Below are 15,143 nucleotides of genomic sequence, written 5' to 3'. Positions count from 1 at the left end.
ATGTATACACACTAAGAGATAATTTTGAATTATTTAAGCATAAACATGACCATTTTCGGCGAAATCAGCTATTCTGATTGATAGGTAAATTTGCATAAAATGCGTATTTTTCACGATGCTTATGATTTTAATCAATCAAAGCGGTTATTTCTAAAAAAAACGTACAAAATATAAAATATTTTTAGTAGAATTGCCGCGTTTAGCATTGCTGGAGAATTTTTGTAGCTAATATTTGGCTTTTATTCATCGACAGCTTTGATATAGATTGGGGTTTTTGCGTATTATTTCAACACCTGGCGTTAAGTTAACTCAAGAAAACTTAGCACCATAACAACATCGTCTTTTAACCCCTTAATTAGACATCGATATCTTTATGTATTCATCATTATCATGATATCAATCATGAAATATCAGGTGTTAAATGCGCTAGGCTCTACTAGCTGCTCATAATTTTTTACAAAGTCTTTTTATGCAGTCTGCTAATTAAAGGCTTCACAACAACAATTAACGATAGGTATTTCCATGTCAAGTAAGCTGGTACTGGTTCTAAACTGCGGTAGCTCCTCACTGAAATTCGCCATCATCGATCCAACTAATGGCGATGAATATTTATCTGGATTAGCTGAGTGCTTTAATTTGCCGGAAGCCCGTATTAAATGGAAAATGGATGGCGCTAAGCATGAAGCGGAATTAGGTGCAGGTGCTGCACACAGTGAAGCGCTAAATTTCATTGTTAACACGATTCTTGCAGCAAAACCTGAATTGTCTGCTCAAATTTCATCTATTGGCCATCGTATTGTTCACGGCGGCGAAAAATTCACTTCTTCTGTGTTAATTACTGATGAAGTTGTTGAAGGTATTAAAGCAGCCATTCCATTTGCACCTTTGCATAACCCAGCTCACTTGATTGGTATCGAGGAAGCGAAAAAGGCATTCCCTGAATTAGTGAATAAAAACGTCGCGGTTTTCGATACGGCGTTCCACCAAACAATGCCTGAAGAAGCTTACCTCTATGCACTACCCTATGAATTATATGAAGAGCATAGCATCCGTCGTTATGGCGCTCACGGCACGAGTCACTACTATGTGTCACGTGAAGCGGCTAAAAAACTCAACAAACCTGTTGAAGAACTTAACGTTATCACTTGCCATTTAGGTAATGGCGGTTCAGTCACTGCGATTGTTAATGGTCAATGTGTTGATACTTCTATGGGGCTAACACCATTAGAAGGCTTAGTTATGGGAACGCGTAGCGGTGATATCGATCCTGCTATCATTTTCCATCTGCATGACTCATTAGGCATGAGTGTCGATCAAATTAACAAAATGCTGACTAAAGAGTCTGGCCTTTTGGGCTTAACGGGGGTCACCAGCGATTGCCGTTATGTTGAAGATAACTACGAAACTAAAGCAGACGCAAAACGTGCAATGGATGTTTTCTGTCACCGCCTAGCGAAATATGTCGGTGCTTATAGCGCACTGATGGAAGGTCGCCTTGATGCAATTATCTTTACTGGTGGCATCGGTGAAAACTCAGCACAAGTACGTGAATTAACACTGAAAAAATTAGCGCTACTTGGATTCGAGTATGATCATGAACGTAACTTAGCAGCACGCTTCGGTAAAGAAGGCTTAATCACCACTGATAACAGCCGACCAGCTCTGGTTATTCCAACCAACGAAGAGCTCGTAATTGCCCAAGATTCTGCTCGTTTAACAGCTTAAGATCCCATACCGCCAGCCTAACCCGCTGGCGGTACTACTTTATAATACTGTTGTTTATTAGAGTAACCGATAAAGAGGTTCCCGTGTCTCGTACAATTATGTTAATTCCTACCGGCACTAGCGTTGGTTTGACTAGCGTCAGCTTAGGTGTCGTTCGTTCAATGGAACAAAAAGGTGTCCAGTTGAGCGTGTTTAAACCTATCGCTCAGCCACGCATTTCTGGTAACAAAGATCAAACCACTGAAGTTTTACGCTCTCATTCCAGTCTTACTACCATCGTCGAACCATTAAAAATGGAATATGTTGAGTCATTATTGACCTCTTCAAAAAAAGACATTCTGATGGAAGAGATTGTTGCGCGTTATCATGAGCAAACTAAAAATGCTGAAGTGGTCTTAATTGAAGGTTTAGTGCCGACCCGCAAACACTCTTTTGCACAATCACTAAACTATGAAATTGCGAAAACACTGGGAGCTGAAATTGTATTTGTCACAGCGCCAGGTAATAGCAATATTACTCAGATGAAAGAGCGTCTTGAGTTAGTACGTAACGAATTTGGTGGTCAACGCAATAAAAACATTATTGGTGTGATTGTCAATAAAGTGAATGCCCCTGTCGATGAACAAGGCCGTACTCGCCCTGACCTTTCTGAAATCTTTGATGATTCAACGAAAGCAACTGTCGCGAATATCACGCCTAAAGATTTAGAGTGCTTAACCCTACCGGTTTTGGCTTCTATTCCTTGGAACTTTGACCTGATTGCGACTCGTGCCATCGATATGGCAAAACATTTGAATGCTGAAGTTGTTAACGAAGGTGAGATTACAACTCGTCGAGTGAAATCAGTCACTTTCTGTGCCCGTAGTATTCCTCATATGCTTGAGCATTTCCGCCCAGGCTCACTGCTCGTTACCTCAGCAGATCGCCCAGATGTTCTCGTATCAGCGTCTTTGGCTGCGATGAATGGCGTAGAAATTGGTGCGATCCTATTAACTGGTGGTTATCAAATCGACGAACCTATTCGTCAACTTTGTGAGCAAGCATTTGAAACTGGCTTACCGGTATTCATGGTCAAAAGCAACACCTGGCAGACGTCACTGAACCTACAAAGCTTCAGCTTAGAAGTCCCTGCCGATGACCATGAGCGTATCGAAAAAATTCAAAACTACGTCGCTCGCCACATTAGCAGCGAATGGATTGAGTCTCTGGTCGCTGATTCTGAGCGCCCTAACCGCCTGTCTCCGCCTGCATTCCGCTATCAATTAACTGAGCTTGCACGTAAAGCAGGTAAACGTATCGTTCTACCTGAAGGTGATGAACCACGTACTGTTAAAGCGGCTTCTATCTGTGCTGAACGCGGTATCGCAACTTGTGTTCTGCTAGGTAACCCAGAAGATATTCGCCGTGTAGCGGCTGCTCAAGGTATTGAATTAGGTACAGGTATTGAGATTGTTGATCCTGTTAAAGTTCGTGAAAATTACGTTGCTCGTTTGGTTGAACTACGTAAGAACAAAGGGATGACTGAAGTTGTTGCTCGTGAGCAACTCGAAGATAACGTTGTATTGGGCACACTGATGCTAGAAAAAGGCGAAGTTGATGGCCTTGTTTCTGGTGCAGTCCACACCACAGCGAATACTATCCGTCCACCGCTACAGCTGATCAAAACAGCACCTGGTAGCTCATTAGTCTCATCGGTATTCTTTATGCTGTTACCTGAGCAAGTCTTTGTTTATGGTGACTGTGCGATTAACCCAGACCCAACCGCAGAACAGCTGTCTGAGATTGCTATCCAGTCAGCGGATTCAGCCAAAGCATTTGGTATCGAACCACGCGTTGCGATGATCTCTTACTCAACCGGTAATTCAGGTGCGGGTAGTGATGTTGAGAAAGTGCGTGAAGCAACACGTTTAGCACAAGAAAAACGTCCTGATTTAATGATCGACGGTCCATTACAATATGACGCCGCTGTAATGGCTGATGTGGCTAAATCAAAAGCACCAAATTCGCCTGTTGCAGGTAAAGCAACGGTGTTCATCTTCCCAGATCTGAACACCGGTAATACCACCTATAAAGCTGTTCAGCGTTCAGCTGACCTTGTTTCTATTGGTCCAATGCTGCAAGGTATGCGTAAACCAGTTAACGATCTGTCTCGCGGTGCGCTGGTGGATGATATTGTTTATACCGTTGCACTGACTGCTATCCAAGCCGTACAAAATGAAAACGCTTAATATCAAATAGTCTTTTTATTTTAATACGCAAGTCAGCCAAATAACATTGGCTGACTTTTTTATTGGCCAAAATCTGCATTCTGTTTAAGCGCCCTTCTTATAACTGCTGAAAATTGCAAGACTAATTACTATAAATAACAATAATAAAGGCACTTAAGACATTAATAACATGGAGATTGATATGTTAGGTGCTACCGCATACCCAATAAAATTTGATCAAGCTAATATTATCGATTATTACAAAGATACGCATAAAAATATTTTCACTAGAAAAATAGTGGGAGTTAATAACGTGAATAGCTTCAAAAAAGGCATATGTTACGGATTAACGAATGCATTTTTATATTATGCTCATGCAGGACAAGAAGAAACGTACATCACAGAAACCTATAAAGCCTATAAAAATATCACGCAGAAAAACCCACTTAATTACTTAAGGCCGTCCTATTACAAATCGTTAAAAAAACATAGCAAAGCGGTATTAAACCAAAATTTCAATAAAGCTTACAATATTCAGAAGCACTACCAAATAGCTTATTTTATCAATAATATTATCTCTGAATTCAACAGGTCAAGAAAACACTCACATGAGAGTGTTCATGAGTACATCAATAGATTATTTAAGATCAATATATCGTCAGTTAAGGAAGATGAAGCAGAGGCATATTTTGAACTATATGAGTTCACTAATAAACTTTATCAAGATACTCTTAACCCTACTGATGATAAAGTAGATAATAATAAATATTATCAGTTAGTTAAGAATGTCCAAGACTTTTGTTTCAATGAGAGAAATGAGATAGATACCGGTTTGTTTTTTATGTTTTTTTCTTTAATAAAGAATTATTACCTAGACCTTACAAAAAATAGATTCATGCAAGCTGAAAACCTTAATAGCATAAATTACGATTCAATTGAACTTATTGATGATAATATAAAATTCACCTCAAAAAGTTTAAAAAAACACATTGACCACTGTCTGGAAAATAAAAAAAATATTATTGGAAATATGAGTAGTAATACCCACTCTATGGGAATAGTCGTTAAATACAACAATGGCAATCCCCTCTTTGAATTTTTTGAACCTAATGAAGGTCTCTTCAAAACCACGAATAAACAGCACTTTTTTAAGTTTTTAGATAAGTTTTTTCATAATAAATCTTATTCATTTATGACATTAGATGGGGAGAATGCCGTCAGTTTATCCAGCTCATTAGTGGCAGATAAAACATTCGATGATATTCAAGCGCCTAGAGTAGAAAAAAGCTTGATAGCCAATTAATGGCAAATGCCCCGTGAAGAACGCTATGTTAAAAAATAAGAAACAGCTTAACCAGTGAGTGCTAAGCGTAACCTTGTCATCGCGATTTAAATAAAAAACCGTTTCCAATACGTTTGAGAATATAACATTAGCGATAGAGCAAACATGTTTGCTCTATCGATTCTAACCTTTAAGCGGCTTTGTGTTTTTTACCCACGGCTAACGATACAATAGTGGCAACAATAATGTTCAATATAAAGGCAGCAATACCGATATTCATAAATTCAAACCCTTTCCCTAACCAAGGAAACAGTTGTGATAATGAAATATGCTCAATATAGGTTACTGCAAGGAAAATAACACCCGCGATGATTCCCGCAATAGCGCCTACCGCCGTCATTGGGTTATTTTTCCTAAAGCTCATCAATAATGCAGGGAAGAATTGCGCAACTATATTAACCCCTAACAGCATGATAGCCACTAAGGTGTCATTACTGTGGAAAATAAAATACAAGCTAACTAATGCAACCAACGGTACCATAAACCGTGCATAAATACCTGATTGACGTTTTTCTTCACTCACATTCAATGCTTTTTGTACAACACCTGCTAACATATTTGATGTCGTCAACAATAACATTGAACCTGGCACTAAGGCAGTTAACATACCTGCTGCCCCAATAAAGCCAACAATAATAGGTGAGAATGTCGATTTAGAGATCTCGAATAAAGACAAATCAACCATTGAACCATCAAGGTGCGGTATTTGTAATATCGCTGCATAACCGACAAAAAAAGCGAATAGCATGATCAGACTGTATGCCGGAATTAAAATACTATTACGTTTTAATGATTTTTCATCTTTAGCGGTAAATACAGCGGCCATATAGTGCGGCCAACAAAAATAAGCCACCACAGATAAGAAGATCGTTGAAATATACCACGGGATATTGAGGCCTTCATCTGAGAAAGTCAGAAAACCGGGGCTTGCTGTATCAATTGCACGAAACATATCACCAAAGCTACCGTAGTAATGCAATGGGATATAAATACCAATAAATAGTACAACAATTAAAATCATCAAATCTTTTAAGGCTGATGTCCATGCTGAACCATGAATTCCCGATATCATCACAAATAATGTCACAGCGATGATCCCGATCCAAATCGCCATATCTGCCGGAATTGCGCCATAAGAGGCTTGAGAAACAATAATGCCAAGCCCTTTAAGCTGTAATACAAAAAGAGGAACCATTGCGGCAATGGAAATTAAGCTAATCAATAATGCTAGGCCTTGGCTCTGATATTTAGCCCCAAAGAAATCAGAGATAGTTCGAACATCATTTTGTTTCGCAAAACGCCATACACGCGGGTGAACCCAATATAAAAATATTCCCATAAAAGCATTCACAGCTAAGGTATATAATATTGCAGGTCCTTTACCGTATGCCCAACCACTCCCACCTAAAAAGGTGAAAGTGGTGTAAATCTCTCCAGCGCTGAGTAAAAAGACTAATAAAGCGCCATAACTACGCCCACCTACAGACCACCCCTCGTGATCCATAGTCTTGCCTTTTTTCGCCCTTAAGGCCAAATAAATACTCAATAGGAAAAACAGCGTAATAACAATTAATGCTGAGCTCATTGTTTTTCCTTAGTGTCTTTTGCATCCAACACATTAATTAGCAACATAATTAATGCGCTAATAACCACCCAAATGACTATCCAAAACATTAAAAAAGGCAGTCCCATCACAAAAGGCTCAACCCGATTGGCATAATAAATACCAACGGTCAGCGCTAATAATGGGAAAATAACCAAAAAGTGATACCATTTCATGAATAGATTCCTTATTGATTAGCCGCGCGAAATTAAATCACGAGATAAATGGCTAAACATTTCAACACCATCATCGGTAATCAGTAGCATATCTTCAATCATAATGCCGCCAATACCTATTCCGTAGTATGGCGTTTCAAGGCTCATCACCATTCCACTTTGGAATACATCCGTCGTTGCTGCGCTCACAAAGGGAGCTTCCTCTAAACCAACAAACACCCCATCACCGTGCCCCAAATGACCACGGTTATAGTGTGGCAATCCAGAGCAACGAATGAGAGCCATCGTTTCATTAAAGACATCACTTAGCCGGACACCCGGTGCAACGCGACTTAGCATGTACTCATGGCCTTTATGTATGGTTTGATAAATTTCTTGAACCTTCTCATTGGCTTGACCAACCACGAATGTTCTAGCGATATCCGCACCATAGCCCGCAACATCGACGCCACAATCAAACTTAATTAAGTCACCCTCTTTAGCGGGTATATTTTCAGGCAACATCTTAGGAGAGAAATCACTGCCGACAGAAATTAAGTTAAATCGACTATAATTAGTTTCTGGAAATTCCATCACTTTGGCTTTAAAAGCGGCCGTTAATTCCGCTGAGGTACACCCCACTTTAATAAGCTCACTAGCAGCTTGAATGCCTGCTTCTGTAATCTGTGCACTTTTTCTTAAATGTGAGATTTCCCATTCGCTCTTAATCACGCGTAATTCATTAAATAGTGGAGCTGAATCGACTAGATTTAACCCTGGGATCACTTTATCCAACCATACTTTACCCATGTGAGTAATTTGGTTTAGTTCAATCGCTACAGGTTTTCCATAAACACCCGCTTCCGCTAATGCATCTTTCAAAAGAGTGAAGATAGTTTCGATTGGGCTGTTTATTGGTCTTTGTTTAATGACTTTTCCATTGTCGGGATTATAGGGGTCATCGACATCGACCCATATTGGAAATGTATGCATTTGTGCATTTGGCATTTCCAGCTGTAAATTAGCCGCTTCAAACTCATTCATGATCACAAGCGATTTAATCGATGGGTCGCGAAAAATAACGGCGATAGCGGACCCCGTCTGCCTAAAGGTATACATAAAGAAGCTTGCAAAACCTGTTAGGTGATAAAAGTTATCGCTTACTGTCGCAACGAGCGCTTCAATCCCCTCTCGTTCCATAATTTTGCGGGCATTATTCGTTACATTCTCTAGGTGTTGTTGTTTTAAAGAAGATACATCTTTATGAAATGTCATTATTTATTCTCTCGGGTGATGTCTCAAGATGAGTACCAAGAATTTATCTGCGGGAAGGTACAACCCTGCGGGTGCATAAATATAGCAATTAAAACCCTTATTAGTTATAACTAATTATTATAATATAGTATAAGTAAACCTATAAAGCGGAATAGTATGAAGGCGAGCCAAGGAAAGGATTAAAAGGTTATCCTTTCCATTTAGTCTATATGTCACTATGACTGATCAGAACATGAAATAGCTTTATCAAACTCATTATTACGTGTTAGCCATAATGACAACGCTTTTAACGAGTCAGGCGTAAATTCATCGCAGCGAGCACTAATTTCATCAGGTGTTAACCAACTGACTTCTGCAACTTCCGACTCTTGCAGTGCAAATGGCCCATGGCTAACACAGCTAAATAAACCACCCCATATACGGCAGTTTTCCCCTTCATAATAAAATAAGCCATGCTCAGCAAAAGGAACACCTGCAATCCCGAGTTCTTCTTCCGCTTCACGTTTAGCAGAATCAAGAATATTTTCACCTTGAGTGACAACACCACCGGCAGTGGCATCTAAATAGTCTGGATAGAAATCTTTTATACTGGTACGTCGTTGTACCAAAATTCTGCCCATTCCATCGTGGACAACAATATAAGTAGCACGGTGACGCAAGTTTTCTGCTCGCATCTGCCTACGTGTAGCTTGGGCGATCACTTCATTGTTTTCATCAACAATATCAACCCACTCAACCACCTCGGTTTGTTCATCCATCCTTAAAACCTTTTTATCAATCTGTTAACACAGTTTTTATGCCATAGAATTATTGCTGAAATCGGTCAAGCGAACAGCCTGTTACAAGGTATTCTTTTCGCGATCAGCTTGCAAGCCATAGCAAGCAAATTTGAGTATGACAATCACAACTTGGCGGTTTTAATCGTCGGTTATTTCTCTATACAACCACCTATTTTAAGAAAATAAAACACAGTCTCAGCAAAATCGCTGAGTTGCTGCTATAGTTAGCTCAAATGAGCCTTATTTAACTCATCCAACTTTTCACAGGAGGCGATTATGCGGATACTGATTACTGGTGGTACAGGACTGATAGGTACCCCTTTGGTTCAACGGCTTGTCGCGCGTTCAGACGAGGTGACTGTATTAAGTCGTTCTCCGCAAAAAGTCTATAGCCATTTTTGCAAGGCTGTCGAGTGTTGGACTTCATTGCAAGATAAAACGAATCTGAATGAATTCGATGCTGTTATTAACTTAGCAGGGGAACCTATTGCGGAAAAACGCTGGAGTGAGGAACAGAAAAAGCTATTATGCGATAGCCGATGGAAAATCACACAGCGTTTAACAGAATTAATCGCTGCAAGCGATACACCCCCCCATACTTTTTTATCGGGATCCGCTGTTGGTTATTATGGCGACCAAGACCAAGTCGTTGTCGATGAATCAGAGCAACCACATGATGAGTTCACTCATTATTTATGTCAGCATTGGGAAGCACTGGCACAAAACGCACAATCGGATTCCACCCGTGTTTGCCTGCTGCGTACCGGTATTGTCCTTTCACTAAAAGGTGGCGCGCTTGCGAAAGTGCTCCCTATATTCAAGATGGGTGCTGGCGGGCCAATTGGCCATGGTAAACAATTTATGCCATGGATTCATATCAATGATATGGTAAATGCTATCTGTTTCTTACTTGATAATAAAACATTATCAGGACCATTTAATATGACCGCCCCCTACCCTGTGCACAATGACCAATTTGCGGCAATCTTAGGTGAGGTCATTAATCGTCCTGCTTTTGTCCGCACTCCCGCATTCGCGATTAAAGCCATTCTCGGTGAAGCTGCTGCACTCGTTCTAGGTGGCCAACAAGCAATCCCTAAACGCTTAGAAGAGGCGGGTTTTCAGTTTGAATATATTGAATTAAAAATTGCTTTAGAAGACCTATTTAAAAACCAATAAATGAAAGAGCCATAACTGAGTTTATGGCTTAGTTTATTTTCTCATGTTATGACAACATGTTATTTTGCCAAGCTTTCACTGGCTTTTCTTCTTATTATCTTACGCCGTAGGATTAAACAAGTCTAAAATCGCATAAAAACAATAAATAAATAAAACAATCACCTTATTAATTAATCATTGTGATTATCAGCCATATACCTTTTATTTTTTTAATATTCGTCTATATATATTTTTGAACATTGAACTATTACCTAACTACACGGGTGGTAATTGATATGAAAAGATTACTTATTTTAATTTACAGTGTTGTCAGCTATCTCTTATTTTTAATTGGCATTGGCTTTTTATTTCTATTGTTAACGAATATTGGCATTCATAATATGATGAGTAATGACAGTATATCAGGTATTATGCCTTGGTTAATAAATATTGGTTTAATGATATTATTTGCTTTATCGCACTCCATACCCGCCAGATTAAAATTCAAACAACGTTACCCTTGCTCACCTGCCATTGAACGTAATACTTATGTGTTTGTTTCGGGTGTCGTTCTGATTTTGTTAGCCATATATTGGCAGCCTCTTCCAGGAAAATTATGGCAGTTACCTAGTCATAGCATGGGCGCAATCCTATTAAATATTATCGGAGGCCTAGGCTGGATAATCTGTATTGCTTCAACCTTTATGGTCAGTCATACTGATTTATATGGCTTACGCCAATCATGGTTACAATGGAAAAATAAAGCATATACCCACATCCCATTTCAAATGAGAGGGTTTTATAAATTAACACGCCATCCTATGATGACTGGCTTTTTAATCGCCTTTTGGTTCACGCCAGATATGACGAGTGGACGATTACTATTTAATATCGGCATGACGATTTATATTTTTTGGGGTATTTATCTAGAAGAAATTGATTTAAAAGAAACCTTAGGTAAGGAATATCACGAATATCTAAAAAAAGTCCCCAAAATCATTCCCAAATTATCGAAAAATCACTATAAATAAACTTGAACAATATGAATTTAATGATGCTATAAATAAGCCTATCACTAGCATCATCGCTCAACATGATAATGAAGCTTATTGATGAAATATCAACCTCAATAAGCTTTAGTGATTATTTTGCGCCTTGCCAACGGGTAAAGAGCTCTTGTTCTAATTCAATATCAAATTGATCAAGAATGCGATTAACCGTTTGGTCTACAATATCAAGAATCGTTTGCGGTTGATGATAAAAAGCGGGCATTGGAGGCATGATCACCGCCCCCATTTCAGCAGCTTGAACCAGTAGTCGTAAATGCCCTAAATGTAACGGCGTTTCACGAACGCCTAATACTAACTTTTTACCTTCTTTTAATACGACATCGGCAGCTCGTGTCACTAGCGTATCAGTATAGCTATGAACAATACCTGAAAGTGTTTTCATGGTACATGGCATAATCACCATACCTGCTGTACGAAAAGAGCCCGATGAAATCGCCGCGGCAATATCGCGGCTATCGTAATTATGGTCAGCCAGTTGTTGAACCTCTTTGACTGTATAGCGAGTTTCTAGTGATAATGTTTGGCGGGCAGCAGCACTCATCACTAAATGTGTTTCCACATTTTTAACAGGTTTTAGCGCCTCTAATAGCCTAACGCCATAAATTGCACCACTTGCCCCTGTCAATCCAATGATTAGCTTCTTCATCCTGCTCCCCGTACGATTCATGTTTATCCATGCTAATAGTAGCAATTATCGCAACGAAAAACCTCTAAATCTATCAACCACAATCCCAGTTATATACCACTTTACTGAAATCTTTATTTTTTAAATCATCCGGATGAATAAAGAAGTTACCGACACCGATATCTCCCCACAGAATGCCGGTCTCATAATCACTGTCTATTTGCAGTAATAGGACATAATCTTGAATTTCTTCACGATATTCCCTTGGGTCGGTTTGAGTAAAAAATGGGTAACCCCCAAGGCGATGGCCGTTAGCGCCAAAGTATTCATTATATGGCTCTAACCATTCATCGTAAAAATCTTCACCTGCAAACTGCTCTTCATAATCATATAGATTATCAACACCTAACACTTTGCGGCCAAACTGAAAATCTTCCGAACTTATATATTGCGTAGATGGCGTAAATTCGATACTAAATTGCCCTTCAATCGGTGAGTAATACTCATCGTTATAAGCCGATTCAATTGCAGAAAAGTCTTGTTGCAGTTGTGAAGCGTCTTCAATGATATTTTCCCAATAGATAACGCGAAAATCTTTTTGAGCTTGTAGATCATCAAAGTCTGCACCATACAAGTCATCACCACCAATAAAAAACTGCAACAGCCCTGTTTTTGGGTAGTGTTCAAGTGGAGGTATTTGTGCAAAGTTGATTTGCGCTAACAGCTTTAGAGGAACGCCATGACTATCAACGGGAAAATCTGTGCCTACAGGCAAATAAGGTACTCCGCCGATACGACTTTCCCATAAAATGGGATTCTCGACTGACGTTAAAGACATATCCAATGTCGGCTTTTTTGTCGCGGTAATATTATCTAAAAAAGGTTTTAATACATCTGGTAAGGCGGTTAAATCCGTCATGAAGAGTTCCTTAAACACATAAGTAATTCGATTAAAATACCCCATCTCGCCAAAGCCTCCATCGGATATAACTGGAAATCTTAATCGTGATTAACTTATCGGTTGCAACAACACATTATTTTTCACGCGAACAACCATATTCAGCACTCCATCCTTCGGAAGCCAATGTGTTTTCTTTTGATTTAATATTCTGACTTTGACTGATCGGTTATTAATGTTTATAGCATTACAGCCCAGTGGTGCATCTGTTGAGTCCGCTATTTATCAAGGATGGCTCCCCATTATCGTCATACTCTTGAGCTGATTTAAGGGGCTTAATCATTGGTTTAAGTAGGTCCATCACTCATTGCCATTATATTCCCTCCTCGACTTTATTAGAGGGAATGATTCTCGCTTCTGTAGCAGGCAATACGGGGAGTATTTATGTTTTTCTTGCACTGTGCCTCTACATACAGCTAGCCTCTTGACCTTTGAGCATCGCTTTCGCGTCAGGCCGTTCCCCTTAGGCAAGCCGTGTATCAATTCACCCTTGGAGGATCATTACCGACCCGTTGAAACAGAAGGCACAAGCTAAATGGTGTTCAGCAGATTTCTCGCTGGCATTTATGAATGAGAACATGGCACTGCCTTTGTTTATTCATGTTGTTTACTGAGTTATTTAAACACGGGTAATACCACTGACCAAATGTTGACACTATGATTTTTCTCATAAAAAAACCAGCCATAATACAATCGGCTGGTTTCTTATTAACCTAGAAATAATTAACCTTCGTTGTAAATTTCTAAATTTTCAATTTCGTTTTGATCTTTAATTTTTAACTCGTCATCTTTACGTAGATTCTCAAGATAATCTAAGTAGCTTTGATCGATATCTTTTGTGACATAAATACCATCAAACACTGAACATTCAAATTCATTGATTTCCGGATTTTCTTCACGAACAGCAGCAATAAGGTCGCTAAGATCTTGGAAAATTAACCCATCAGCACCAATTAATTTACGGATCTCATCAACTTCACGACCATGAGCAATTAACTCATTTGCATTTGGCATATCAATACCATACACATTTGGGAAACGAACTTCTGGCGCCGCAGAGGCAAAATAAACATTTTTTGCACCTGCCTCACGTGCGAGTTCAACAATTTGCTCGGAAGTCGTACCACGAACGATTGAGTCATCAACTAATAATACGTTTTTATCACGAAATTCAGCACGATTTGCATTCAGTTTACGACGAACTGATTTACGGCGCTCTTGCTGACCTGGCATGATAAAAGTACGACCAACATAACGGTTTTTCACAAAACCTTGGCGGTATGGCTTATCTAGGATATGAGCGATTTCTAAGGCAATATCACAAGATGTTTCAGGAATTGGGATGACGACATCAATTTGCAAATCTTCCCACTCACGCGCAATTTTCGCGCCAAGCTTTTGCCCCATGCGTAACCTAGCATTATAAACCGATATTTTATCGATAAATGAATCTGGGCGAGCAAAGTAGACATACTCAAATAAGCAGGGGGTTAATTGAGGATTTTCTGCACATTGGCGCGTATACAATTGCCCTTGTTCTGTCACATAAACCGCTTCACCAGGTGCTACATCACGTAAGAATTCAAAGCCTAACGTATCAAGAGCAACACTTTCTGAAGCAACCATGTACTCTTGCGCGCCATTTTCTAATACGCGACGTCCTAAGACCAATGGGCGGATACCATAAGGGTCACGAAACGCTAGCATCCCATGGCCAATAATCAGTGCAACACAAGCGTATGCCCCACGTAATCTTTTATGCATCTCTGCAACCGCAGTGAAAACATTATCTGGCTCCAATGGAAAATGATCGAAGCGATCCAATTCATAAGCCAAGATATTCAATAGGATCTCAGAATCTGAGGTGGTGTTAACATGGCGACGAGCGGTTTCAAATAAACGGCGCGTAAGTTCATGCGCATTTGTCAGATTACCATTATGAGCAAGGGTGATACCAAAAGGCGAGTTCACATAGAAGGGCTGTGCTTCCGATGCGCTCGAGCTTCCTGCGGTTGGATAACGTACATGACCAATACCCATACAACCTTGTAGTCGAAGCATATGCCGCGTTTCAAAAACATCTTTTACGAGGCCATTCGCTTTACGTAAACGAATATTATTTTTGCCATCAATGGTAGCAATCCCTGCTGCATCTTGCCCACGGTGCTGTAACACCGTTAAAGCATCATAAATTGATTGGTTGACCGGTGTTACACCGGCGATACCGACAATACCGCACATTTAGT

12 protein-coding genes are annotated in these 15,143 nt (G+C 39.7%); 5 read left to right on the top strand and 7 right to left on the bottom strand.

Annotated elements, in window-relative coordinates; translation table 11 throughout:
* The first annotated feature begins 522 nt into the window (after positions 1–522).
* The 3 genes from ackA to O7C57_RS08680 all read left to right on the top strand — a co-directional run bounded on the left by ackA (position 523) and on the right by O7C57_RS08680 (position 5,235).
* Positions 523–1,725 carry an acetate kinase gene (ackA, locus tag O7C57_RS08690; protein ID WP_163861128.1) on the top strand — a complete coding sequence of 401 codons (1,203 nt, stop codon included), beginning with the start codon at positions 523–525 and terminating at the stop codon, positions 1,723–1,725.
* Between the two features lie 83 nt (positions 1,726–1,808).
* Positions 1,809–3,953 carry a phosphate acetyltransferase gene (gene pta / locus O7C57_RS08685; protein WP_163861126.1) on the top strand — a complete coding sequence of 715 codons (2,145 nt, stop codon included), beginning with the start codon at positions 1,809–1,811 and terminating at the stop codon, positions 3,951–3,953.
* 181 nt (positions 3,954–4,134) lie between these two features.
* Complete coding sequence (locus tag O7C57_RS08680; RefSeq protein ID WP_163861124.1) at positions 4,135–5,235, top strand: hypothetical protein; 1,101 nt, start codon at positions 4,135–4,137, stop codon at positions 5,233–5,235.
* A 169-nt stretch (positions 5,236–5,404) separates the two neighbouring features.
* Here the strand turns inward: O7C57_RS08680 and O7C57_RS08675 are convergent, their stop codons facing one another.
* From O7C57_RS08675 to yfcD, 4 genes are all read right to left on the bottom strand, one after another.
* On the bottom strand, positions 5,405–6,859 hold the full coding sequence (locus tag O7C57_RS08675; RefSeq protein ID WP_154622642.1) for a sodium:solute symporter family protein: 1,455 nt from the start codon (positions 6,857–6,859) through the stop codon (positions 5,405–5,407).
* Positions 6,856–7,053: a DUF3311 domain-containing protein gene (locus O7C57_RS08670; protein WP_154622643.1), complete on the bottom strand. Its 198-nt coding sequence runs from the start codon at positions 7,051–7,053 to the stop codon at positions 6,856–6,858. The genes O7C57_RS08675 and O7C57_RS08670 overlap by 4 nt, the downstream gene beginning before the upstream one ends.
* Before the next feature lie 18 nt (positions 7,054–7,071).
* Positions 7,072–8,307, bottom strand: a complete 1,236-nt coding sequence (locus tag O7C57_RS08665) for a M24 family metallopeptidase (protein WP_154622644.1) — start codon at positions 8,305–8,307, stop codon at positions 7,072–7,074.
* A gap of 215 nt (positions 8,308–8,522) precedes the next feature.
* Entirely contained in the window at positions 8,523–9,065 is a 543-nt protein-coding gene (yfcD, locus tag O7C57_RS08660) for an NUDIX hydrolase YfcD (RefSeq protein ID WP_163861122.1), read from the bottom strand.
* Positions 9,066–9,362: 297 nt separating this feature from the next.
* Here yfcD and O7C57_RS08655 point away from each other — a divergent pair, with 297 nt between their 5' ends.
* Positions 9,363–10,265, top strand: a complete 903-nt coding sequence (locus tag O7C57_RS08655; protein WP_269723922.1) for a TIGR01777 family oxidoreductase — start codon at positions 9,363–9,365, stop codon at positions 10,263–10,265.
* Positions 10,266–10,540: 275 nt separating this feature from the next.
* Positions 10,541–11,275, top strand: a complete 735-nt coding sequence (locus O7C57_RS08650; RefSeq protein WP_163861118.1) for a methyltransferase family protein — start codon at positions 10,541–10,543, stop codon at positions 11,273–11,275.
* Positions 11,276–11,387: 112 nt separating this feature from the next.
* Here the strand turns inward: O7C57_RS08650 and O7C57_RS08645 are convergent, their stop codons facing one another.
* From O7C57_RS08645 to purF, 3 genes are all read right to left on the bottom strand, one after another.
* Positions 11,388–11,960 carry a UbiX family flavin prenyltransferase gene (locus tag O7C57_RS08645; RefSeq protein WP_269723921.1) on the bottom strand — a complete coding sequence of 191 codons (573 nt, stop codon included), beginning with the start codon at positions 11,958–11,960 and terminating at the stop codon, positions 11,388–11,390.
* A gap of 73 nt (positions 11,961–12,033) precedes the next feature.
* Complete coding sequence (locus O7C57_RS08640) at positions 12,034–12,858, bottom strand: YwqG family protein (protein WP_163861116.1); 825 nt, start codon at positions 12,856–12,858, stop codon at positions 12,034–12,036.
* A 762-nt stretch (positions 12,859–13,620) separates the two neighbouring features.
* The gene (gene purF, locus O7C57_RS08635) at positions 13,621–15,138 is read right to left on the bottom strand and encodes an amidophosphoribosyltransferase (RefSeq protein WP_154635736.1); all 1,518 of its coding nucleotides are present in this window, start codon (positions 15,136–15,138) and stop codon (positions 13,621–13,623) included.
* Positions 15,139–15,143 lie beyond the last annotated feature (5 nt).

The sequence above is a fragment of the Providencia sp. 21OH12SH02B-Prov genome (assembly GCF_027362595.1).
In the GTDB taxonomy this organism is placed as follows: Bacteria; Pseudomonadota; Gammaproteobacteria; order Enterobacterales; family Enterobacteriaceae; genus Providencia; species Providencia zhejiangensis.
Note: the sequence above shows the minus strand (reverse complement) of the source record. Positions and strands in the feature narration are given on the sequence as shown.